The sequence below is a fragment of the Sphingobacterium gobiense genome (assembly GCF_002980575.1).
Lineage (GTDB): Bacteria > Bacteroidota > Bacteroidia > Sphingobacteriales > Sphingobacteriaceae > Sphingobacterium > Sphingobacterium gobiense.
The window spans coordinates 911,975-933,250 of the sequence record NZ_PVBS01000002.1 but is presented as its reverse complement, the minus strand read 5'-3'; the positions used below and the strand labels follow the sequence as shown (position 1 = coordinate 933,250).

25 protein-coding genes are annotated in these 21,276 nt (G+C 41.8%); 7 read left to right on the top strand and 18 right to left on the bottom strand.

Annotated elements, in window-relative coordinates; genetic code table 11:
• Positions 1 to 36 precede the first annotated feature (36 nt).
• Both C5749_RS12620 and C5749_RS19655 read right to left on the bottom strand, forming a co-directional pair.
• Entirely contained in the window at positions 37 to 513 is a 477-nt protein-coding gene (locus tag C5749_RS12620; RefSeq protein ID WP_105726532.1) for a hypothetical protein, read from the bottom strand.
• 3 nt (positions 514 to 516) lie between these two features.
• On the bottom strand, positions 517 to 693 hold the full coding sequence (locus C5749_RS19655) for a hypothetical protein (RefSeq protein ID WP_181151404.1): 177 nt from the start codon (positions 691 to 693) through the stop codon (positions 517 to 519).
• 120 nt (positions 694 to 813) lie between these two features.
• On the opposite strand from C5749_RS19655, the gene C5749_RS19650 reads away from it, so the two are divergent.
• Entirely contained in the window at positions 814 to 951 is a 138-nt protein-coding gene (locus C5749_RS19650) for a DUF2683 family protein (protein ID WP_181151402.1), read from the top strand.
• Positions 952 to 982: 31 nt separating this feature from the next.
• Here C5749_RS19650 and C5749_RS12615 read toward each other — a convergent pair whose 3' ends face one another.
• The 5 genes from C5749_RS12615 to C5749_RS12595 form a co-directional block, all read right to left on the bottom strand.
• Positions 983 to 1,624 (bottom strand): hypothetical protein, encoded by a 642-nt coding sequence (locus tag C5749_RS12615; RefSeq protein WP_105726531.1) that lies wholly within the window; start codon positions 1,622 to 1,624, stop codon positions 983 to 985.
• An 83-nt stretch (positions 1,625 to 1,707) separates the two neighbouring features.
• A complete protein-coding gene (locus C5749_RS12610; protein ID WP_105726530.1) occupies positions 1,708 to 2,202 on the bottom strand; it encodes a hypothetical protein in 495 nt (164 codons plus the stop codon).
• 173 nt (positions 2,203 to 2,375) lie between these two features.
• A complete protein-coding gene (locus C5749_RS12605; protein WP_105726529.1) occupies positions 2,376 to 2,762 on the bottom strand; it encodes a hypothetical protein in 387 nt (128 codons plus the stop codon).
• 27 nt (positions 2,763 to 2,789) lie between these two features.
• The gene (locus tag C5749_RS12600) at positions 2,790 to 3,542 is read right to left on the bottom strand and encodes a hypothetical protein (RefSeq protein ID WP_219847977.1); all 753 of its coding nucleotides are present in this window, start codon (positions 3,540 to 3,542) and stop codon (positions 2,790 to 2,792) included.
• An 82-nt stretch (positions 3,543 to 3,624) separates the two neighbouring features.
• Positions 3,625 to 4,317: a hypothetical protein gene (locus tag C5749_RS12595; protein ID WP_105726527.1), complete on the bottom strand. Its 693-nt coding sequence runs from the start codon at positions 4,315 to 4,317 to the stop codon at positions 3,625 to 3,627.
• Positions 4,318 to 5,084: 767 nt separating this feature from the next.
• Here C5749_RS12595 and C5749_RS19645 point away from each other — a divergent pair.
• Positions 5,085 to 5,249, top strand: coding sequence for a hypothetical protein (locus tag C5749_RS19645; RefSeq protein ID WP_181151401.1), 165 nt, complete (start codon positions 5,085 to 5,087; stop codon positions 5,247 to 5,249).
• 90 nt (positions 5,250 to 5,339) lie between these two features.
• Positions 5,340 to 5,822, top strand: coding sequence for a hypothetical protein (locus C5749_RS12590; protein WP_146113750.1), 483 nt, complete (start codon positions 5,340 to 5,342; stop codon positions 5,820 to 5,822).
• Positions 5,823 to 5,886: 64 nt separating this feature from the next.
• Here C5749_RS12590 and C5749_RS12585 read toward each other — a convergent pair whose 3' ends face one another.
• Positions 5,887 to 7,665 carry an aminopeptidase P family protein gene (locus C5749_RS12585; RefSeq protein ID WP_105727037.1) on the bottom strand — a complete coding sequence of 593 codons (1,779 nt, stop codon included), beginning with the start codon at positions 7,663 to 7,665 and terminating at the stop codon, positions 5,887 to 5,889.
• A 397-nt stretch (positions 7,666 to 8,062) separates the two neighbouring features.
• Between C5749_RS12585 and dacB the strand changes: the two genes are divergently transcribed.
• The 4 genes from dacB to C5749_RS12560 all read left to right on the top strand — a co-directional run bounded on the left by dacB (position 8,063) and on the right by C5749_RS12560 (position 12,978).
• Positions 8,063 to 9,469, top strand: a complete 1,407-nt coding sequence (gene dacB, locus C5749_RS12575; RefSeq protein WP_245893765.1) for a D-alanyl-D-alanine carboxypeptidase/D-alanyl-D-alanine endopeptidase — start codon at positions 8,063 to 8,065, stop codon at positions 9,467 to 9,469.
• Positions 9,470 to 9,628: 159 nt separating this feature from the next.
• Positions 9,629 to 11,905 carry an NADP-dependent malic enzyme gene (locus C5749_RS12570; RefSeq protein ID WP_105726524.1) on the top strand — a complete coding sequence of 759 codons (2,277 nt, stop codon included), beginning with the start codon at positions 9,629 to 9,631 and terminating at the stop codon, positions 11,903 to 11,905.
• 2 nt (positions 11,906 to 11,907) lie between these two features.
• A complete protein-coding gene (ruvA, locus tag C5749_RS12565) occupies positions 11,908 to 12,492 on the top strand; it encodes a Holliday junction branch migration protein RuvA (RefSeq protein ID WP_105726523.1) in 585 nt (194 codons plus the stop codon).
• A gap of 12 nt (positions 12,493 to 12,504) precedes the next feature.
• Positions 12,505 to 12,978: a GAF domain-containing protein gene (locus C5749_RS12560; RefSeq protein WP_105726522.1), complete on the top strand. Its 474-nt coding sequence runs from the start codon at positions 12,505 to 12,507 to the stop codon at positions 12,976 to 12,978.
• A gap of 8 nt (positions 12,979 to 12,986) precedes the next feature.
• Here the strand turns inward: C5749_RS12560 and C5749_RS12555 are convergent, their stop codons facing one another.
• The 10 genes from C5749_RS12555 to C5749_RS12510 all read right to left on the bottom strand — a co-directional run bounded on the left by C5749_RS12555 (position 12,987) and on the right by C5749_RS12510 (position 21,238).
• Complete coding sequence (locus tag C5749_RS12555; protein ID WP_105726521.1) at positions 12,987 to 13,904, bottom strand: WD40 repeat domain-containing protein; 918 nt, start codon at positions 13,902 to 13,904, stop codon at positions 12,987 to 12,989.
• A gap of 9 nt (positions 13,905 to 13,913) precedes the next feature.
• Positions 13,914 to 14,540 carry a bifunctional phosphoribosyl-AMP cyclohydrolase/phosphoribosyl-ATP diphosphatase HisIE gene (hisIE, locus tag C5749_RS12550; protein ID WP_281258071.1) on the bottom strand — a complete coding sequence of 209 codons (627 nt, stop codon included), beginning with the start codon at positions 14,538 to 14,540 and terminating at the stop codon, positions 13,914 to 13,916.
• Positions 14,521 to 15,273, bottom strand: a complete 753-nt coding sequence (hisF, locus tag C5749_RS12545; RefSeq protein WP_105726520.1) for an imidazole glycerol phosphate synthase subunit HisF — start codon at positions 15,271 to 15,273, stop codon at positions 14,521 to 14,523. The genes hisIE and hisF overlap by 20 nt, the downstream gene beginning before the upstream one ends.
• A 1-nt stretch (position 15,274) precedes the next feature.
• The gene (locus C5749_RS12540) at positions 15,275 to 16,027 is read right to left on the bottom strand and encodes a 1-(5-phosphoribosyl)-5-[(5-phosphoribosylamino)methylideneamino]imidazole-4-carboxamide isomerase (RefSeq protein WP_105726519.1); all 753 of its coding nucleotides are present in this window, start codon (positions 16,025 to 16,027) and stop codon (positions 15,275 to 15,277) included.
• A gap of 74 nt (positions 16,028 to 16,101) precedes the next feature.
• Entirely contained in the window at positions 16,102 to 16,692 is a 591-nt protein-coding gene (gene hisH, locus C5749_RS12535; protein ID WP_105726518.1) for an imidazole glycerol phosphate synthase subunit HisH, read from the bottom strand.
• Between the two features lie 10 nt (positions 16,693 to 16,702).
• On the bottom strand, positions 16,703 to 17,830 hold the full coding sequence (gene hisB, locus C5749_RS12530; protein WP_105726517.1) for a bifunctional histidinol-phosphatase/imidazoleglycerol-phosphate dehydratase HisB: 1,128 nt from the start codon (positions 17,828 to 17,830) through the stop codon (positions 16,703 to 16,705).
• Between the two features lie 49 nt (positions 17,831 to 17,879).
• Complete coding sequence (gene hisC, locus C5749_RS12525; RefSeq protein ID WP_105726516.1) at positions 17,880 to 18,947, bottom strand: histidinol-phosphate transaminase; 1,068 nt, start codon at positions 18,945 to 18,947, stop codon at positions 17,880 to 17,882.
• 48 nt (positions 18,948 to 18,995) lie between these two features.
• Positions 18,996 to 19,910 (bottom strand): ribonuclease Z, encoded by a 915-nt coding sequence (locus C5749_RS12520; protein ID WP_105726515.1) that lies wholly within the window; start codon positions 19,908 to 19,910, stop codon positions 18,996 to 18,998.
• The gene (locus C5749_RS12515; protein WP_105726514.1) at positions 19,897 to 20,283 is read right to left on the bottom strand and encodes an STAS domain-containing protein; all 387 of its coding nucleotides are present in this window, start codon (positions 20,281 to 20,283) and stop codon (positions 19,897 to 19,899) included. The genes C5749_RS12520 and C5749_RS12515 overlap by 14 nt, the downstream gene beginning before the upstream one ends.
• 7 nt (positions 20,284 to 20,290) lie before the next feature.
• On the bottom strand, positions 20,291 to 21,238 hold the full coding sequence (locus tag C5749_RS12510) for a phosphoribosylaminoimidazolesuccinocarboxamide synthase (protein ID WP_105726513.1): 948 nt from the start codon (positions 21,236 to 21,238) through the stop codon (positions 20,291 to 20,293).
• Positions 21,239 to 21,276: the final 38 nt, after the last annotated feature.

Here is a 21,276-nt window from a genome sequence, read left to right as displayed (position 1 = left end):
ATAAGGTGGAACACATGTATGTAGAGGGAGAAATCTCTACTCTTCTCTAAGTTTTATAATTTCTTCGAGTGCCTGAACATCAATTTGATCTTTAGGTCTATTAACAGCTTTTTTATTCGCTATCAGCTGGTTGATATGCAGGAAAGGAACATGTACCTCTTCAATATCTGCCACAGAAGCCATTGCTAAGCATTCATCAAAAGAGTATCCCTCTAACCCTTTCATATCGGTCAAGATATCTAAACGTAACCCATTGTTAAGATGAAAGTCCGTCCACCCAGCTATAAAAGGAATAGTTTCTAACTGTGGAATATCGCCAAGGTTTGATAATTGGAATGCTTTTCTCAGATTCTTTCTATTATCAATAGAATCTTTTATCCATATATCCAAATCACCAGTAAATCGCTGGAAGCCGTGTAAATTTGTAGCATAGCCCCCTATCATAATATAGGACACCTTGGCATTCGCGAGGTTTCGCCAAAAATTTAATATTTCTTCATCAAAGATATCCATCTTTTACTTTTGGACAAAAGGTTTATGAACGATCTTCGCTTTCTTAAGCGTTTCTTGTATTTTATAGAGTCGCGTGGCCATCTCAAACCGCTCTTTATACGAACGCTTCAACCCCTCTTTCAATAACGCAATTTCCGCATCGCTAAAATGTTGTGGATTATGTTCTTTCTTGATATGCATGATATACCTACCGACTTATTAAACATATTATACATATAAAGATACGGGTTTTATATAAAAAAATGGCGACAGAACGATAACTGTTTCACCACATCAATGGTACTTCGTAAATTTGACGATATGGACACAGTAGTAATTCATCCTAAAACCAAAGAGCAATTGGCAGTAATTAAAGCTTTTGCTAAGGCGCTGGAAATGGAGTTTGAAATAACGCAGCCAGCTAGCTCATACAACCCAGAATTTGTCAAAAAATTCTAAACGCGACACTATTCCGATAAGTAGTTATGCCTCAATAAAAGTACCGATCCAGAAGCTCCCAGAAAAACTCTTCGTCCGTGCCATAGTGCTCCAAGATGCGTTTCCAGGTTTCCTTACCAAACTGAATCTCATTTCCAAAACTATCTTTATAAATCCACTTGTCGAATATATCTTTATCAAAAGAAGCTTTATTGTTATCCCGCGTATATTCTAAACCTCCGCGCAGATTTCTTTTGAGCTGGGTTTTAGAGCCATTCACCCGTTCTTTCACATTAACGTGCCCGAAGATATCCTTCCCTTCCTCCAGTTTATAACCTTTATTATCCTCGATTATTGTTTTATCAAAAATATCCACCTTAAAAGTAGCCCTATAGTCGGCGTGTCGGCTATTTTCCCTTACCAACCGTCTTAGCAGTCTCATTTGCGCATCCTTATTCCCCCTCAAATCAGGCTCTGCCTTATCTAGATATTTCTTTTCGTACTGTAGCTTATTATTGCGGCTATCTGTAAATATCAAGTCATCAAAGATATTTTTTTCGAGACTGGCCTTATATCTCCCGTCAGCAGATCTATACTGGAGCGCCCCAAAAATATCAGTGTCTATAGCACCTCGCTGTGCAAACAGAACAGAAAACGACAACATCAACGCAACACAAACGATAAACTTTTTCATATCAACAAGATCTTTGCAAAGATAGACTCCTTGCCGCGGGATTGGTTTATTCTATTTCAATAAAAACGTTTTTGCAACCTCCATTAAGGATACAGCGCTGGCCACTTATCCATGTTCCAGATATAGATGAGGTGTGCAGCTTCAATAACACGTTGTAGATGCGTATGAAACTCTATTAAGTAATCATCGCCCCGACTATCATCAGCAGACGTATAATCCATACTCACTACAAGCCACCAATAGAGCGCATCTCGAACATGCGGCAAGTTGTATGTTTCCCACAGCTGAAAAATCACCGTCATCGGGTTCTTTCGTTCTTCATCATCGAGATAAACTAACTTATACGCTTCCAGTTCAAATTCCTGTGGCATATAGCAGTTATTGAAATAACCTATCGCTTTATTAAAGCCTATTGTATCCGGCCTAAAGAAACTACCATGCGTCTCATAGCTATGACGAAGCACGGTATCTGGCATCCAGTAACTTTTATCCAATCTACAGATCATAAAAAGACCCTCGATAAGCGTCTCTATAAATTCATACCGAATAAATGTTTGCAAAGTCTGCTCATTATTCATCTGATATCCCGGTAATAGAGCGGCTTGTTTCCAATGATTCAGATGTGCTCTCTATGCCGGAAAATTCTCCCAACCAAAAAATAGATTGATTGCATTATAAGGATTCCCGATTTCCTGCGGGTGCAACCTCCGCGGGAAATAATCATAAGGGGTAGGGTTTGCAAAGGGCATAATTAATCTTTGTTTGATAAGTTATCATTGCGCTCATCGTCATCTTTCATAATTTCGTAAATGCGATTTTCTAAAATCACCTTATGCCATTCGTCTAATAGCTTTTTAGTGTTTTCAAAAGCATTTTTTCTATCCTTCTTCATCATAGCAGCCCACTTCTCACTGAACTCGTAATACCCATTCAACTCATCTGCTGATTCAATTTCCGCAATAATCTGCTCCATTATCAACACATTTGCCCAACGTTTTTCTTCAAAAGGAAAGCACATATAACGCGCTATATCAACATTGTCAACAAACTGTTGGATAACAAACTCTGGCTTCATATTAAATATTTCACACGCTTGTTTAAACGCTGCTGTTAACTTAATTTGATCTATATTGCTCATAAGAATGATTATTAATATATTTTAAATTTAAAAACGATTTTCTTCCAAGAATTTACCTAGCCACTCCTGATAAATTTCTATTCTATCTTCTAGATTTCTATAGAAATAAAACTGTTTGGGCAATTCTTGTAATGACCAAATGAATTCAGCATATTCTTCAGAATCCAGATAGTCACTATCTCGGATATTCCCATATCCATCCATAACTCTAATAAAGAAACCTAAAACAGGATTAAAAATGAATTTTTCCAAATGAAATCTCGCTAAGTGATTAGGCATATCAACGTACTGCATTATAGCGTTAAGCAATTCGACAGGAGAGGCCCCAGTAAGAATACACTGGAACCGTATATCCTTATTCAGTTTAATGAAGTTAAACTCATCTAAGTAGACTGTATCTTTCAATTCGACTCCTTTCGAAAACAGTTCAAAAAGCTGTCCCGTCAAAACTTTACTCTTATTTCTACGTTGTGAGAAACTATAATTCCGATTAGTGGCAAGCTTTACCATTCGCCTGACGAAACCAACTCCTTTATCTTTATCCTGCCTGGTCATTGTATTAGGCATTGTCTCCCCTTCTAAACCAAATTCCTCACGAATAAAATAGAATGACTTAGTTGCCAAACTAAAAGCCGACTTATCATCGAAGTGATTATCTATCAGTGAATAATGATCAACAAAAAGTTGTAAAAATTCATGTACCTGAAATCCAGCAACCTTACACCCCACTTTAAATTTATTGGGCACAACCAGATGATCCATTTCCAATTCTCGTTTCATTCTTTTATTGTTCATGTATAATAAATCGATATCCGTAACTCCGCCTTTAATTGCTTAGGTTGAAAATTGGCAGACTATCTTGTTAAATCTCAAAAAGTAAATATCTTCCATCTACATTGCGCACACACACTTCTCCAGCTTTAATCAGATTGTACAGCCCATCCTTTAGGTGCTTGGGTAAAATCTGGAGATTATGTTGCCCTGTAAACTCCACCACTTGAAATATTTCATCAGGAGCTCTACCTTCTTTAAAATATTTACTTTTCAAAAGACGATTTAGTTTTTCTCGAACATCTATAGTCGCATCGGATACCGACTCTAAACTTTCGTCCTCCTTCCATTCCCTAAATGTAAGTTCAGGAACCGCACAGCTCCTTATTTTTGTCTTCCCATTCTCCGTATACGACTCTTTACTCGCCAGGACCCAAGGGATAATAATTTCGTAGTCCTTGTAAAATCGTTGATCTTCTATATTGACCCGGACCAATCGCTCCTCATTAGTCTCGTATCTTTCACGATGGAACGTCATCGCTTCGGTCGTCGAATCTTGATAGATCCTATCCAGCAGCATACGTTCCTCTTGTAAAATCCGCCCAACATTATGCATACGTTCAAAATCACTATAGTAAAATGGAGCCCTTCCCAATAAAAAGGAAACTTCTTCGGCAGACCACCCTTTTGCTATTCTCCGTTTTAAATAAGTATACCAATACATAAAATCCATGGAATACATTATGCCCGCATAGGTATCTTTGTTAGCTATTTTTTTTTTCATATTAAGTTTGATTGGTTCAATTTGAGATCGCTCCAACTATCACTGCAATAACAATATTATATTTCATATATGTTGAGGAGACGTAGAAAGAACAAGTTGATAAAGCTGAACCAATCGTTCGACTAAAAGTTGTTTGTTTGCTGCCATAATCGATTTACAAAAAGTTAAATATATAGATTTTATATACAAATATACAGAAAAATCTACAGCATACAAATTATTTGTATATTTTTTCTATACGTTAGTTAGCTTTAAAGCTATTCTTGAAAAGAAAATATAACAGCGTTAGGGGAACTTTTAACAGAAGAACTATATCTTATTACAAAAGCGATCGACGCCGATCCCTGTGAAATGCTGAACAAGCTATATGGACGTCTGGAACTTATGAATGAAAATAAATAACGATAAACAGTTGGACATTACTTTGAAGGCTCTTGGGGAGCCATTCGACAATTCTTCGTCCTAGCGTCTGCATGAAGCCGGCACCCCCCCGTAGTGCGTCCGTGTTGAGTCCGTGTCAAAGTCGAAAACACCATGCTTGCATCTTTCTTGCACCATCTAAACATCCCGAACGTAGGCCCAAGTAAAACCCTAGTTATATCAAAGCCCTACAAAAGAAAACCGAAACAAGCCCTTGTTGCAATTTTCATAATACCTCTCGAAGCCACATTATGAAATTCTAAAATACCTATCGAAGGTCGATTTCGATTCTCCTAAAAATCAAAAATGGTTATTAATCAACAACATATAAAGATTAACTTCGGGGTATGGCAACAAATGAAAATGGATATCTGAGAGGGCAGGTGGGAAACTTGGTATCTCGCAAAGTAGGCACAAAAAACATTGTGCAGACCAAACCAGGTCGTAAAATTCGACAAACGGAATCTAGTAAATCCGCAGCCGCTGACTTCGGCTATGCGAGCGCTGCTTGAGCGTTAATCCGTAACGCCTTCGTGTCAACCCATCAGCAATTGTGCGACGATAAAATGCATAATCGCTTAATAAAATACATACAGCGTGTTATGCGCACCACAGCTCGACCAACATTAGGTTACAATAACATAGAGAAAGGGAATATCAGCCGGTTGGTCGGCTTTCAGTTCAATGAAAACTGTCATTTGCACGATTACTTCCATCTTGATCCAATCGTAAACCTAAACGACAAAGAACTCTATGTCCATTTCCCGGAATTTTATCCAACTGAACATTTGCTTTTACCGAAAAATTGCAGACATATCTTGATACAAATCGAGGTCTTTGGTTTTCTATTCAGGAGACGAAGCTATTTTAGACACGGTATACATGAGATCGAAATTGATATACCGCGGGAAGGTATAACAGTAGAAGAACAAACAGTGGTTTTCGATGCCCCCTCGGAGCCATACGACACCCTTTTAGTGGCTTTAACGATATTGTATTTGGATGGAAACGGCCCCCGAAGCTTTCTTTACAACAATAAGAATCTCCATCCCGCGGCCATCATAGGCGGTTTTAATTATAAATAGAACGGGATGTGCTTTTCGCCTATCCCGCTCTTATTTAATCAATTGGTATTTCATCCTACTTTCGTTAGGAAATACGACTTGTCTTATCTTTCAACCATACTGCTTCGTCCGTATTCAAATGAGGGGCTAACTTCTCAAACACCCACGCATTATATTCGTTGAGCCATGTTACATGTACATCGTCTAACAAGGATTTATCGACTAAGTCTGTCGCAATATAACAGATCGTCATGGTCTCAAAATCCATAAAATCACCAAAGTGATTGGAAGCGATTTCTTTACTCAACACTATATTCTCAATACGGATACCATATTTACCCTCGCGATATAATCCAGGTTCTATAGACGAAATCATCCCGCCCTCTACAGGAATATTGACATTTGTCGGATTGAAAATATGCGGTCCTTCATGCACATTTAAGAAAAAGCCCACACCGTGCCCGGTGCCGTGTCCATAGTTACGCAATTCATCCCAGAGCGGACGTCGTGTAAGCGCGTCTATTTGGTATCCCCTAGTGCCTTTTGGAAATACGGCTGTTGATCCCTCTATAAGTGCCTTTAACACCAACGTATAATCTTTTTTCTCCTCTTGGGTGATGTTGCCCAACGAAACAACCCGCGTAATGTCCGTGGTACCATCCCGGTATTGTCCGCCCGAATCCACCAGCAATAAGCCCTCGGCTTTTAAAGCTGCGTTACTTTCTTCGGTTGCTTTATAATGGGGTAATGCACCATGCGCCCGGTAACCGGCAATCGTATCAAACGAAATATCAACGAAATCTTCTCCCTCGGCACGTATATGCTGCAACTTATCAGCAATCGAAATCTCCGTTAATTCTCCATGCCGCACTTCTTCTTCGAGCCATTTGAAAAAACGTGTCATGGCTATGCCGTCTTTAACCATAACATCTCGGGTATGCGCGATCTCCACCGCGTTCTTCACCGCTTTCATTAACGTAGATGGATTAAGATCTTCTATTATTTTAGTAGATTTCGGAACCGCATCGTACATCGCAAAGCAAGTCCGTTTGGGATCCAGCAAAATGGTATCAGCGCTCAGCGACGAAACTACTTGGAACGCTTCCTCGTAAGGTTTTATAGATACCCCTGCCTGCTCCAATGTTGCATTATCCTGCTCGTTCAATTTATTGGGATCGATAAACAAAGTCGTTTCATTCCCCGCCAACAGCACAAACCCCAAAACCACCGGGTTACAAGGTACGTCGTTCCCCCGGATATTTAACAACCAAGCCAAATCATCTAACGAAGAAACGAGATGGGCAGAAACGCGTCTAGATTTCATTTTTTGACGGACACGGTTTAATTTACTTGCCGTACCCTCTCCCGTAGTGGATTCATCCAACAGGAATGCCGGAGATGTCGGTAGTGTCGGTCTGTTATCCCAGATCGTTTCCAAAATATCAACATGTCCATTAACTTGAATATCCATTGGTAAAAGAGCATCCTTCACAGCTTGTGCCACTGCTACAGAAGCTAGATTACCATCGAACGCTACGTTGCTACCAGCAGGGAGTTGCTCCGCCAACCAATCCGCATATTCCGCCGCACCCTGCGTTTTCAATTTTACAAGTTCAAAACCGGTTCCTTCTAATTGTTCACCCGCCTGTACGAAATACCGAGCATCGGTCCATAAGCCCGCAAAATTAGCAGTAATAGCCAACGTTCCTGCCGACCCCGTAAAACCCGAAGCCCAAGCGATACATTTATAGCGATCGGGTAAATACTCGCTGATATGTGGATCTGAAGACGGAATGATATAAGCATCAATCCCTTGCGACTTCATCTCTTTCCTGATCGCATCTAAGCGTTCTCTATATGTCATATTCATTCATTTCTGTTGTTTGGCAAGTTAATTTATTCTTTTTTCTTTGCAAAAAGATAATGGAAAAAGAAGGTTTTCTTTATGCAACTTTTTTTAGAAAAAAGTTGCTCAAAAAAGCGTCGCTTCGCGGTTATGTGGATTAAACTGGCCTTATATTGTTTTACGGCCATTTTTATGCAGGGTATTCCATTAAAAACAGCATGTTGTTTGACCGGAGGGAGTTTCATGCTGTTTAGGAATAGCCAAAGAAAAATCGTAAAACTATATTCAGCCTTGATTTTTTGGCTCCTTTTTTATCAAGAAAAAAGGAGTATGAATTTGTCGAAAGAAATCCTTCAATTAATTTTTTAAGTTTGTACAACTACATATAAAGAATATGGTAAAAAAAACATACTCCATGACTTGGATAGTGACAATACTGCTGCTATCAATGCACGCGAGCTATGCGCAATCATTGAAGAATAATATTGATCATGCTTATCAACAGTTTGTAAAAAGTGGTAAACTTCCTAATGGTATTGCGTCTCTGACGGTACTGGACGGCAACACGGGCCAACCGATATTTACAAACAATGCTTCCATTGGGTTACCGACAGCGTCAACGATGAAAGTCATCACCTCCATCACGGCATTAGATATCTTAGGTCCGGATTATACCTATCAGACCAAGTTGGCTTATACAGGTGAAATTGACAGCTTGGGTGTGCTACATGGTGACATTATCGTGATCGGTTCCGGCGACCCTACGCTAGGTAGTGATCGCTTCAACAACACCAAGGCCGAAACTATACTGAACAAATGGGTATATAAGATCCAGCATGCTGGCATAAGCAGAATAGACGGCCGTATAATTGGTGATGATCTGTATCTGAATGGAAACGATGTCCCGCCCACGTGGAACTGGCAAGACATAGGGAATTATTATGGTGCCGGAATATCTGGATTAAATTGGCACGAAAACAAAGTCGGCATTGTCATTTCTCCGCATACCGTTGGGAAACCCACTTTTGTTGCCTCGACATCCCTGCCCCTGACAGATGGTACGCTCATCAATGAGGTGATTACGGGACCGAATGGGTCTGGCGACAATGTCTATGCTTACTCTGCACCCTACTCCAACATTGTATATCTACGTGGAACATATGGCCGAGATCTGAAGAAAGTTATCGAAATAGCGGTGCCGGATCCGGCTTTAGCATTAGCGCAACAATTGACGCGCGCTCTATCGGATATAGGCATTGCCGTGGATAGCTTACCAACCACAGGAAAGCGGCTATTAAACCAGGGGATAACCCTAAACAAGCGCCCAAAAGAACTTGACATACATCAATCTCCTGCTCTGAAAGACATCATACATTGGTTCAATCAAAAAAGTATCAATCTGTATGGTGAAGCCATGCTCAAAAGTTTTGGTATCATAAGCCACAACGAATCTACTACCCTGGAGGCAGCATCGTTGCTAAGCAAGTATTGGGAACAAAAGCTGCGTATCCCGAACAGTGAACTGAACATTCAAGATGGCTCTGGGCTTTCTCCACAAAACCGTGTTACTACGGCAGCTATGGCGAAAATCATGCATTATGCACAAGGTAGACCATGGTTCGCCGATTTTAAAAAAAGTCTACCCACCATTAATGGTATAACGATGAAGAGTGGCACCATCGGTGGGGTTTTGGGATATACCGGATTCCATACAAGCAAATCAGGACAGCCGGTTACGTTTTCGCTGCTGGTTAATAACTATACAGGAAGCACAGCCGCCATGCGGCAAGAGATGTTTAAATTATTGAATAGTCTTAAATAGCATTAAAAATTCGCTAATCTTCTTTTGAAATTTTAGCTTTGTATCCATAAAACTTATATTATTCGTAGTCGGATTACGATGCAGACTGCAGGGAAGATCGACGTTCCTCCATCAGTTTCGTTTTAGTTCAACTTAGATGATTCACTTTTACTTAAACAAATGAGTATTAACAGAAAAAAAGACGCTTTGGACTATCATTCCAAGGGAAGACCTGGCAAAATTGAAGTCGTTCCGACAAAGCCTCACAATTCACAGCGAGATTTATCACTAGCTTATTCACCGGGTGTAGCTGAACCTTGTTTGGCTATTGCTGAAAACAGTGAAGACGCATATAAATATACTTCTAAAGGAAATCTGGTTGCCGTTATCAGTAACGGTACCGCCGTACTGGGTCTCGGTGATATCGGGGCACAAGCAGGCAAACCTGTAATGGAAGGAAAAGGATTGTTATTCAAGATATTTGCAGATATCGATGTTTTTGATATCGAACTGGACACCAAAAATGTCGACGAATTTGTCAATATCGTAAAAGCACTCGAACCGACTTTTGGCGGTGTGAATTTAGAAGATATTAAAGCGCCCGAGTGTTTTGAGATAGAGCGCCGCTTAAAAGAAGAAATGAATATTCCGGTCATGCACGATGACCAACACGGTACGGCGATTATTTCGGGCGCAGCTTTAATTAACGCCTGCGAATTGATAGACAAAGATATCAGTCAAGTCAAAATCGTTGTAAACGGTGCTGGTGCCGCCGCCATTTCTTGTACGGCCATGTATGTGGCTGTAGGAGCCCTAAAGGAGAACATTGTCATGTTGGATAGTAAAGGGGTGATCCGTAAAGACCGCGAAACGCTAGATACAACAAAAGCCGAATGGGCAACAGATCGTGATATTTATACTCTCGCCGAAGCTGTAAAAGATGCTGACGTTTTTATCGGACTATCCGCAGCAGATGTATTAACACCGGAAATGCTACTTTCTATGGCGCCTAGACCGATTGTGTTAGCCATGGCAAATCCGAATCCTGAAATTGCCTACGATTTGGCGCTAGCTACGCGTACGGATGTCATTATGGGTACCGGACGGTCGGATTATCCGAATCAAGTAAATAACGTATTGGGGTTCCCGTATATTTTTAGAGGAGCTTTAGATGTTCGTGCAACCGCCATTAATGAGGAAATGAAAATTGCGGCCGTTCATGCCATAGCAGCGCTCGCAAAGCAACCTGTTCCGGAAGAAGTTAATCAAGCTTATGACACTAGTAATCTGAAGTTTGGGGCAGAGTATATTATTCCTAAACCAACAGATCCTCGTCTCATCACGGAGGTGTCTGTGGCGGTGGCAAAAGCAGCCATGGCATCGGGTGTGGCCAGAATAGAAATACAAGACTGGGAACAGTATAAAGAAGACCTACGCAAGCGTTTGGGTAAAGATGATCGGATTATCCGTAATTTGACGAGCAGAGCCAAGAAAAACCCTAAACGGGTGGTCTTTGCAGAAGCGGACAATTACAAAACACTTCGGGCTGCACAGATTGTAAAAGAAGAGGGAATTGCATTTCCTATCTTGTTAGGTAGTAAGGAAAAAATCCAAAGCTTAATCCAGGAATACGATTTCGATTTTGGTGATGTAGAGATCATCGACCCTACCGAAGAAAAAGGTTCCGAGCGCTTCAACAGGTTTGTACAACACCTTTATACCAAAAGGCAACGACGCGGTATGACAGAGCATGAAGCAACCAAGTTGATGGCCACTAATCGGAACTATTTTGCTGCAAGTATGGTACAGTTTGGCGAAGCGGATACTTTGATTTCTGGATTAACACGCAACTATGCAACAACTATCCGCCCGGCATTGCAAGTTATCGGTGCGAAACCGAACAGTCGCGTAGCAGGTATGTATATCATGCTCACTTCCAAAGGGCCTCTTTTCTTTGGTGATACAACCGTTAATGCAGATCCAACGCCCGAAGAGCTCGCAGATATTGCTATATTATTGGACGAAGCGGTGAGACGCTTCAATATAAAACCCCGTGTCGCGCTGCTATCGTATTCCAATTTCGGATCGAATGATGGACGAACCGCGGATAAAGTTCGGGAAGCCGCAAAAGCACTGCGGGAAAAAGCCCCACACATCACCGCGGATGGTGATATACAAGCGAACTTTGCTTTAAATAGTAGTCTTTTAAAAGCAAATTTTCCATTCAGTACACTAAACGGCGAACCTGCAAATACATTAGTATTCCCTAATCTGGAATCGGGTAACATTGCGTACAAGCTGTTGCAGGAAGCAGGAGATGCTGAGGCCGTAGGACCTATTCTGCTAGGCATGAACAAACCGGTACATGTATTACAACTGGATAGTTCCGTTCGCGAGATTGTCAACATGATCACTATTGCTGTGGTAGATGTCCAGGAGCACGAGAAAAACAAATAGACATGTATGATTATTTTAATGGGAAATTAGTAGTTAAAGCCCCTACCCATGTTATCCTCGACGTGGGTGGGATTGGCTACCACATCCATATTTCACTGACCACCTATAGCCAGATCAAAGATCAAGAGCAGTGTAAGCTATACATTTCTTTTCAAGTCCGGGAAGATGCGCAGACACTTTATGGTTTTGCGACGGAGGGCGAGCGTCAACTATTCAATCACCTCATTTCGGTGTCGGGTATCGGACCTAATACGGGGCGCATGATGCTTTCCTCTATTACACCGGAGGAAATCCAGAGCGCCATCATTAATGGACAAGTGCAGATTATCCAAAAAATAAAAGGGATAGGTCCAAAATCAGCACAACGTGTTATTTTGGAACTGCAAGACAAGCTAAAAAAGCAAGGGCCAGATACACTCATTCCACTTCCGCTCGCAAAACAGTCCGTACCCGAAGAAGCGCTCACGGCGTTGGTTATGCTGGGTTTTGGGAAACCACAGGCAGAGAAAGTGCTCAACAGCTTAGCGGCAAGCGATGCCGAGCAAACGGTAGAACAACTGATCAAAGCCGCATTGAAACGTTTATAAAAAGCTCACATCATGGCAGAAGACCTACAGATTGCAACCGGAACAAAAGAAGATCAGTACCGCTTACTAAGCAAACAAATAGAAGCCCTCATCAGTGGTGAGAAGGATACCGTTGCTAACCTCGCGAATATCGCTGCTGCTCTCAAAGAACAGTTTAACTTTTGGTGGGTTGGTTTTTATTTAGTAAAAAATGAGGAGCTCGTGTTAGGGCCTTTTCAAGGACCTGTAGCCTGTACGCGTATAGGTTACGGGAAAGGTGTCTGCGGATCGGCTTGGAAAACCGGAGAAACATTGATTGTTCCCGATGTGGACGCTTTTCCGGGACATATTGCGTGTAGCTCCTTATCCAAGTCGGAAATTGTCGTGCCTTTGTTCCATGAAGGACATTGCATAGGTGTGTTAGATGTAGACAGCGAACATCCCGACCATTTTGATAACGTGGATAAGAAATATTTGGAGGCTATCTGCCGGTTGATTGCGTTTTAAACCGTCTTTTATACCATTTCCTGCAGGGACACATTCCACACTTTCACCAGTTTGTCGTCACCGGCCGTAACCAGTTGATTATCGACCCAGGTTGCCGTATTGATAGATAAACGATGGGCGTCATATCCTCGTTCTATGCTGATGTTTCTAAGCAATGACAATGACAACGAATCCCATATTTTTATTGATTTATCCCGACTGATGCTGGCGACAATGGGTAATGTAGGGTGTGGAAGTATACCGTACACCGTAAACATATGCGGGGTTATGGATTGGAGAACCGATAGATCTTTTTTCGCTAGCCGAACGAGCTTCGCGTCCCGTCCGCCCGAGAGCAAACTGGTATCGGTGGCGGCCAATGCCGTAACGGGTAGACTATGGATCTGTTGTTTGGTTATCTCTCGAAAGTCCGTTGTATCATATAAATGTACAAAGCCGTTTTTATCGCCGAAGGCTACTTGATTCACTTGCGGATAAGGCTCGATAACACGTACCGTGGCGTCTGCTACATGAAATCTATATAACAGCGCATAGGTGTCCAATGACCAGACATAAGCAATACCTTCCTCTCCAGTAGCGATGAGCTCTCGTTTTTCCGTAAGCACTTTTATCGCAAAAACCGCTCCCTTTTCCGTCTGCGTCTTAGCTACAAGAGCCTGTTTTTCGATGTCTACAAACCACACCTCGCCATTCCGCAAACCAATAACTAAAATTCCCTCCTCCTTTAAGAGGTGTAAAGCATACACCGAGGCCGGAACAGCACACAAAATACGCTTAAACTTACCGTTTACCAAATCCCACTCCACGACACCTTTATCGTTTCCACCTGTGAAAATCGTCGTAGAATCTATCCCAGGAGATACGACAAAAATCGGGTTTTGATGACCGGATAGTGTATTAGATAAAGAAATATCGATTGTATGCATATCCCCACATTATTGATGTCTGCTTTCCAAGTTCTTAGCAATCGTCTGTAAATCTAACCCTTTTTCCCGAAGCAGCACTAAGAGATGGAAAAACAGGTCTGAAGACTCATTGATAAAATCATGCTCTGTTTCTGCCAATGCAGCAATGACTGTTTCCACAGCTTCTTCCCCTACCTTTTGTGCTATTTTATTCAACCCGCGCTGGCGTAACTTATTAACGTAAGATTCTTCGGTGGGCATATCGTAACGCTGTTGTACAATACGTTCCAATTGTAACAGAAAGTTGTGGTTGTACTCCGTTTTAAAACAACTGCGAGCACCTGTATGGCACGTAGGGCCCGCCGGTTTAACTTTTATTAATAGCGTATCTTGATCGCAATCAATATGAGAAGAAACCACTTCCAGAAAATTACCGCTTTCCTCCCCTTTTGTCCACAATCGATTTTTGCTTCGCGAGTAAAAGGTTACCCGTCCCTCTTGCTGGGTTTTCGTCCAAGCCTCCTCATTCATATACCCCAACATCAACACTTCTAGTGTTTGATTATCCTGTATAACTACGGGAATTAATCCGTCTCCTTTCGCGAAATCTACCTTCATTTTCTTTTTATTGTTAAAACTATCGTACCACAATCCCATTTGTCCGCAATGTTTCTTTCAGCTCTGGGATCAAGATTTCTCCATAGTGAAATACGGACGCTGCTAAAGCCGCATCCACATCCGTCTGCTGAAATACATCCACAAAATGCTGTTGCTGTCCAGCTCCGCCCGATGCGATCAAGGGGATATTTATGGTGTCGTTAATCTTTTTTAAAAATGTATTGTCGAAGCCATTCTTTGTTCCGTCATGGTCCATCGACGTTAACAAAATCTCCCCTGCTCCGCGCTGTTCAGCTTCCTTAACCCACTCCTCGGTTTCTATATCCGTCTTTTCCCGGCCACCGCGTAGAAAAACAAAGTTCTTGCCGTCGACGACACGGGTATCTATCGCTATCACGACAAATTGACGGCCAAACGAGCGAGCGAGCTCATCGATCAACGTCGGATTACGTACCGCAGCAGAATTAATCGAAATCTTGTCCGCCCCCGCGTTAAGCAGCACTTCGGCGTCGCTCAATTCATTAATCCCACCACCTATCGTAAAAGGGATATTGACCTGGCGTGCTACTGCTTTGACCAGTTCTATGGTCGTCTTCCGCTTTTCGTGTGTAGCTGTAATGTCTAGAAACACCAATTCATCTGCTCCTTGCTCCGAATATTGCCAAGCGAGTTCCACGGGATCACCCGCATCACGAAGGTCGACAAAATTAACCCCCTTTACCGTACGACCGTCTTTTACATCCAAACAGGGGATAATACGCTTCGCCAACATATTAAATACTGATGAGTGTCTTCAGGTTCCAATCTTTAATCTCATCGATGGAAATCTTGTTCTCGTAGATGGCTTTACCTACTACGCAGGATTCCATTCTGCCTAACGCATTTAGCGCTCGGATATCGTCCATAGAGCTGATGCCGCCAGAACCAATCAGTTTGATGATCGGAGAATGGTCTAAAAGCTTCTGATATAGTTCAACACCTGCCCCTCCTAACTTACCGTCTTTACTAATATCGGTACAAAGAAAACGGAAGAAACCTAAAGAAAGACATTTGTCTATATAAGAGATAAGTTTAATCGGCGAGCTTTCCAACCAACCGGAATATTTAATAACCTCATCCAAAACGTCAATCGCGATAACGATATGGTCAGCATATTTTACACGCCCTTCGTTCAGCTTGGCCAGTTCCTCTAAAAAAGTAGGATTGGTAATTGCCTGTGTTCCGACAATGACACGATAAATACCTGCATCAACCAGTTCCTTTACTTTCTCAATACTTCTCACCCCTCCGCCGTACTGCACCTTCATATCCGTTTTACGGATAATGTCAAACAGATAATCCTGATTGCTGAAATCGCCCTTTGCACCATTCAAATCGATGATGTGTACGAGTTCGGTGCCGTTGGCGTGATACATTTTTATTTGTTCTTCCAATGATATGTCATACGTCGTGACGTCATCGTAATTGCCCTCTCTCAGACGGACAACCTTTTTATCCAAAACATCAATAGCAGGAATGATATACATATTTAAAGTAATAAGTTAAAAGTCAAAAAATGTAACGTCGACCGTTAATGATCGACAATTATAAACAATATCCCCTATAATCGGGAAAAATTAAGCAATATCTGCTCGCCAGCTTTTCCGGATTTCTCGGGATGAAACTGTACACCGTAAAAATTTCCTTTTTGTATCGCAGCCGAAAAAGCGACATCATACGTGCAAAATGCACAAGTATATTGTTCATCCGCCTGAATAAAATAGGAATGCACAAAATAAAAATAGCTATTATCTGTAATATTCTCAAAAAGAGGACAATCCATTTTAGGCGATATACTATTCCATCCCATGTGGGGGACCTTTTTGCCGATACGCTTATCAAAATGTAACGTCTTCAGCGGTACAATATCCAAAAGCTCGGCCTGGCCTTCTTCCGAAAAAGAAGTTAGCAATTGCATACCTACGCAGATTCCTAGTACAGGTTTTTTTAGGGATATGATATGCTGTACTAACCCTGTTTCTTCAAGCTTTTGCATGGCAGCGCCTGCATGTCCTACACCCGGAATGATAATACGGTCGTACTGCTCGAAATCATCGACATTATTGACCATCCCGTACCCTATCCCGACCCGATCGAGTGCCGCTGTCAACGAAAAAATATTTCCTGCCCCGTAGTTTACTATTCCAATCATTTTTTACAATCTACAAAACCCCTTTTGTGCTTGGCAACTGCATGTTTTCTGCATCTCGCCGTACGGCCTTTTTTATTGATTTAGCAAAGGCTTTAAAGATAGCTTCGATTTTATGGTGTTCGTTATCGCCTTCTGCTTTGATATTCAAGTTCGATTTTGATGCATCGGAGAATGACTTAAAGAAATGGAAAAACATCTCCGTTGGCATGTCTCCTATTTTTTCCCGCTGGAAAGCTGCATCCCATACAATCCAGTTCCTACCTCCAAAATCGATCGCCACTTGCGCTAAGCAATCGTCCATCGGTAAGGTATACGCATAACGTTCGATACCCCGCTTATCGCCTAACACTTTCAGAAAAATTTCACCCAGTGCGATACCGGTATCCTCAATGGTGTGATGCTCATCAATATGTAAATCACCCTTAGCCTTAACCGTAAGATCAATTGCTCCGTGTCTGGCGATTTGATCTAACATATGATCGAAAAATGGCAATCCGGTGTCTATGTCCGATTTTCCTGAACCATCAAGATTCAACTGAATAAAGATATCTGTTTCATTCGTTTTACGATGATGTTCTCCCGTACGTGTGCCAAGTTTCAAAAACTCATATATGGATTTCCAATCGGTCGTTTCCAGTGCTATGGATTCACTTTGTAAATGGAGGTTTTCGGCTTTGCCCAACTCATCATTATTACGCAACCAAATGGCTTTAGCACCTAGATTTTCGGCTAGTTTTACATCATTGATACGGTCACCTATGACAAAAGATTCGGCTAAATTATATTGCGCGGCATCAAAGTATTCGTTTAACATACCAATACCGGGTTTGCGTGTTGGCGCGTTTTCATGTGGAAACGTACGATCGATATGCTCTTTAACGAAATAAACGTCTTCCCCCGCAAACGTATCGAGAATAAAATGGTGTACGGGCCAAAAATTCTCTTCAGGATGGGACGCCGTGCCCAATCCATCTTGATTGGATACTAAAACCAGCTCGAAATCCAGTTCTTTAGCGATACGGGGTAAATATTGCAGCGCTCCTGGGTAAAATTTGAGCTTGGCAAAAGAATCGATTTGCTCGTCTTCCGGTTCTAATATCAATGTACCGTCACGGTCTATAAATAATACTCTTTTCATCACTAAATATAATTATCTGCTATGAGCTCTCCGTCAGTTAACAGTTCGGTCATAACGATTGATCGTAAAATTTCCGAATATTTTCCAATAATGTTATATTTTCTTCAGGTGTGCCAATAGTGAAGCGTAAACATCCTTCGCATAACGCCACTTTAGAGCGGTCACGCACAATAATTCCATTGCTTACCAAAAAATTGTAAAGCGCTCTAGGCTCCTCCAACTTGACCAATATAAAATTAGCATCCGATGGTGTCACATGTGCAACTTGAGGCAATGTCTGTAAAGCTACAGCTAACTTCTCCCGTTCTTCGACTACTTCCTTAATCCATTCGTTTACGATGTCTACACCTTCCAGCGCCTCTAATACAATATCTTGAGTCGCTTGATTGATGTTGTAAGGTGGTTTGATTTTGTTGAATACCTCAATAATTTCTTTTCCCGCAAAGGCCATACCTAACCGTAAAGCTGCCAATCCCCAAGCCTTCGAAAGCGTCTGCAAAATCACTAAGTTTGGGAACTCCGCAAGATCCTGGGTAAAAGATGGTTGCCTCGAAAAATTGATATACGCTTCGTCCACGACCACAATTCCATCAAAATTGACTAAGATGGTTTCAATATCTTGCCGATGGATACTGTTTCCGGTAGGGTTATTGGGCGAGCAGATAAAAATCATTTTCGTATACGGATCAATCGCTTCCGCTATACGATCTAAATCCAACTGATAATCAGCTGTTAAGACCACCTTTTTATACGCTACGTTATTGATATTGGCTGAAACTTCGTACATGCCATAGGTGGGCGGCACCAAGATAACGTTATCTCTTCCGGGCTCACAAAATGCACGGAAAAGGATATCAATAGCTTCATCACTGCCATTCCCTAAAAAAATGTTTTCTATGGGAACGCCTTTTATATGATGCAACTTTTCCTTTACCCGATGCTGTAATGGATCTGGATAGCGATTATAATTTTTCGAATAGGGCGAACCGAATGCATTCTCATTCGCATCTAATAAAATAGAGGCTTCTCCCTTATATTCATCCCTTGCCGATGAATAGGGCACTAATGTTTTTATATTATCCCTCAGCAGCAGGTTCAGGCTAAAAGACGTCTTCATATTTTATTTTATTGAGGGTGTAAAGATGGGGAAAAATCTACAAAAACCCTATACTAAAAACCACTTACCTTCTTCAGACAGTTCTGTATGCGGGAAAACTGCTCGAGATTCGTCCAAAAGAGGTTGTAAATCTTTATATCGAGCAGAGAAATGTCCGAGAAGAAGTTTCTTTGCTCCAACGGTTTGGGCAACCTGTGCTGCTTCCAAACAAGTGGTGTGAAATGTTTCTTTGGCACGTTCTACACGATCATGAAGAAATGTCGCCTCGTGATATAGTAAATCCACTTCGCTGATAGCTTCAAAATAGTCTTCATTCATCACCGTATCAGAGCAGTAACCATAGCTCCGCGGACGCGGTGGTGGGTTTGTTAGGTCTTTTGCTCGATATACCGTACCATCATCTGCTACATAGTCTATCCCTTTCTTCAATAAACGCAAGTAGGGAACCGGTATATTTAACTTTTCTATCTGTTCTTTTTTTAGCGATGCAGATCCCACTTTTTCGTCAAACCGGAAACCCGTGCAAGCAATGCGATGCCGTAACGGGAAACTACGCACGCTGAGGTGCGTAGTTTCGAAAATTACTTCTGGAAGGTACTGATTCGTAGGGTGAAAAACCAATGGATAGCGTAGCCGCGTATCCGAGTGCTTAAATTGCAAATCTATTATTTCTTTTAATGCGGGAGGACCATATAGATGCAATTCACGCTGACGCCCCACCAGATGTTGCGAAGAAAGCAGCCCGACAAGCCCCAAATAATGATCTCCATGCAAATGGCTGATAAAGATATGGCTTATCCGGCTCCCTTTGATTCCGTAACGGAATAATTGCATCTGCGTTCCCTCGCCACAGTCTATTAAGAACAGTTGTTCGTTAAAGTTTAGAACCTGGGATGTAGGATGGCGACCATACATTGGCGTCGCCGAGCTATTTCCCAATATCAAAACCTCAAACTTTGTCATGTTGGTCCATTCTTAGATCTAGTCGCAGCTCATTGCCAAAAATCATGTCTTCAGCATTTGATACTGTTGTTGCGGTTTTGAAATAACCCTCCATATTGGCCATTTTTAGCAGGGTCTTCAGTTTCTCGTTCATCCCGGTAAGAATAAATAGCCCACCAGAAGCCTTACATAACCTACGTGCCAGTAACCCCATACGTAGTCCATCTTCATCCGCATCGGATACGTTACAAAGATCCAATACAATGTTACGTTGGCCGCCCGTATGACGCAACATAAACTCACCTTTCAATTTCGCTGCCGCTTCCCCATTGAGAAAATCTGTAAGTGGTTCAATAACCACATAGCGCTCGTGCTTGTCAACCGTAAATTTCATATATAATCTATAACAATTTATTTAAAGCTTCTGTAACGTTTTGTTCTACCCGCAAAACGATGTCTTCATTCGCCGGGTATTGAAACGCCTCGCCTGTAATATGCTCATAAAGCTCAATATAACGCTCGGATATGGATTGCACCACGTCGTCGGTCATTTTAGGCACTATCTGGCCTGCTTTTCCTTGAAAACCGTTATCCATTAACCATTCCCGTACAAATTCTTTAGACAGCTGCCGTTGCGGCTCGCCATTCGCTTGCCGTTCTTCGTAGCCCTCAGCATAAAAGTAGCGCGATGAGTCCGGAGTATGGATTTCATCCATCAAATATATTTCGCCATCTTTTTTTCCAAATTCATACTTGGTGTCTACCAGTATCAGCCCCCGTTCGTTCGCCATTTCCGCGCCTCGTTGATATAACGCACGAGTGTAGTTTTCTAACCTCGTGTAGTCTTCTTCACCTACAATACCTTTAGCGATAATGTCTTCTCGCGAAATATCTTCGTCATGTCCTACATCAGCCTTCGTAGTAGGTGTTATAATAGGTTCGGGAAGCTTATCGTTTTCGCTCAACCCCTCTGGTAAAGGCACTCCGCAAAGGACTCTTTTCCCATCCCGGTAAGTTCTCCACAAATGCCCTGCCAAATAACCTCGAATCACCATCTCTACCTTAAATGGTTGACACTTATACCCTATGGTCGCGTTTTGGTCTGGCACAGTAATGACCCAGTTTGGAAGGATGTCTTTCGTAGAAGAGAGAAACTTTTCCGCAATCTGATTGAGCACCTGTCCCTTGTAGGGGATAGGTCTTGGCAAAACGACGTCGAAAGCGGAAATTCTATCTGAAGCGACCATGACGAGGTATTCCTCGCCTATAGTATATACATCACGCACCTTACCTTTGTAAAAGGCAGTCTGCTTATTAAAATTAAATATTGTTTCTTTTATTGCGTTCATGTCATTTCTAATTTATAACTCATCCCTCATCACTTACA

Coding starts and splice junctions, on each gene's coding strand:
- C5749_RS12620 (WP_105726532.1), bottom strand. CDS start 513: ATGGATATCTTTGATGAAGAAATATTAAATTTTTGGCGAAACCTCGCG.
- C5749_RS19655 (WP_181151404.1), bottom strand. CDS start 693: ATGCATATCAAGAAAGAACATAATCCACAACATTTTAGCGATGCGGAA.
- C5749_RS19650 (WP_181151402.1), top strand. CDS start 814: ATGGACACAGTAGTAATTCATCCTAAAACCAAAGAGCAATTGGCAGTA.
- C5749_RS12615 (WP_105726531.1), bottom strand. CDS start 1,624: ATGAAAAAGTTTATCGTTTGTGTTGCGTTGATGTTGTCGTTTTCTGTT.
- C5749_RS12610 (WP_105726530.1), bottom strand. CDS start 2,202: ATGAATAATGAGCAGACTTTGCAAACATTTATTCGGTATGAATTTATA.
- C5749_RS12605 (WP_105726529.1), bottom strand. CDS start 2,762: ATGAGCAATATAGATCAAATTAAGTTAACAGCAGCGTTTAAACAAGCG.
- C5749_RS12600 (WP_219847977.1), bottom strand. CDS start 3,542: ATGAAACGAGAATTGGAAATGGATCATCTGGTTGTGCCCAATAAATTT.
- C5749_RS12595 (WP_105726527.1), bottom strand. CDS start 4,317: ATGAAAAAAAAAATAGCTAACAAAGATACCTATGCGGGCATAATGTAT.
- C5749_RS19645 (WP_181151401.1), top strand. CDS start 5,085: ATGGCAACAAATGAAAATGGATATCTGAGAGGGCAGGTGGGAAACTTG.
- C5749_RS12590 (WP_146113750.1), top strand. CDS start 5,340: ATGCGCACCACAGCTCGACCAACATTAGGTTACAATAACATAGAGAAA.
- C5749_RS12585 (WP_105727037.1), bottom strand. CDS start 7,665: ATGACATATAGAGAACGCTTAGATGCGATCAGGAAAGAGATGAAGTCG.
- dacB (WP_245893765.1), top strand. CDS start 8,063: ATGACTTGGATAGTGACAATACTGCTGCTATCAATGCACGCGAGCTAT.
- C5749_RS12570 (WP_105726524.1), top strand. CDS start 9,629: ATGAGTATTAACAGAAAAAAAGACGCTTTGGACTATCATTCCAAGGGA.
- ruvA (WP_105726523.1), top strand. CDS start 11,908: ATGTATGATTATTTTAATGGGAAATTAGTAGTTAAAGCCCCTACCCAT.
- C5749_RS12560 (WP_105726522.1), top strand. CDS start 12,505: ATGGCAGAAGACCTACAGATTGCAACCGGAACAAAAGAAGATCAGTAC.
- C5749_RS12555 (WP_105726521.1), bottom strand. CDS start 13,904: ATGCATACAATCGATATTTCTTTATCTAATACACTATCCGGTCATCAA.
- hisIE (WP_281258071.1), bottom strand. CDS start 14,540: ATGGGATTGTGGTACGATAGTTTTAACAATAAAAAGAAAATGAAGGTA.
- hisF (WP_105726520.1), bottom strand. CDS start 15,273: ATGTTGGCGAAGCGTATTATCCCCTGTTTGGATGTAAAAGACGGTCGT.
- C5749_RS12540 (WP_105726519.1), bottom strand. CDS start 16,027: ATGTATATCATTCCTGCTATTGATGTTTTGGATAAAAAGGTTGTCCGT.
- hisH (WP_105726518.1), bottom strand. CDS start 16,692: ATGATTGGAATAGTAAACTACGGGGCAGGAAATATTTTTTCGTTGACA.
- hisB (WP_105726517.1), bottom strand. CDS start 17,830: ATGAAAAGAGTATTATTTATAGACCGTGACGGTACATTGATATTAGAA.
- hisC (WP_105726516.1), bottom strand. CDS start 18,947: ATGAAGACGTCTTTTAGCCTGAACCTGCTGCTGAGGGATAATATAAAA.
- C5749_RS12520 (WP_105726515.1), bottom strand. CDS start 19,910: ATGACAAAGTTTGAGGTTTTGATATTGGGAAATAGCTCGGCGACGCCA.
- C5749_RS12515 (WP_105726514.1), bottom strand. CDS start 20,283: ATGAAATTTACGGTTGACAAGCACGAGCGCTATGTGGTTATTGAACCA.
- C5749_RS12510 (WP_105726513.1), bottom strand. CDS start 21,238: ATGAACGCAATAAAAGAAACAATATTTAATTTTAATAAGCAGACTGCC.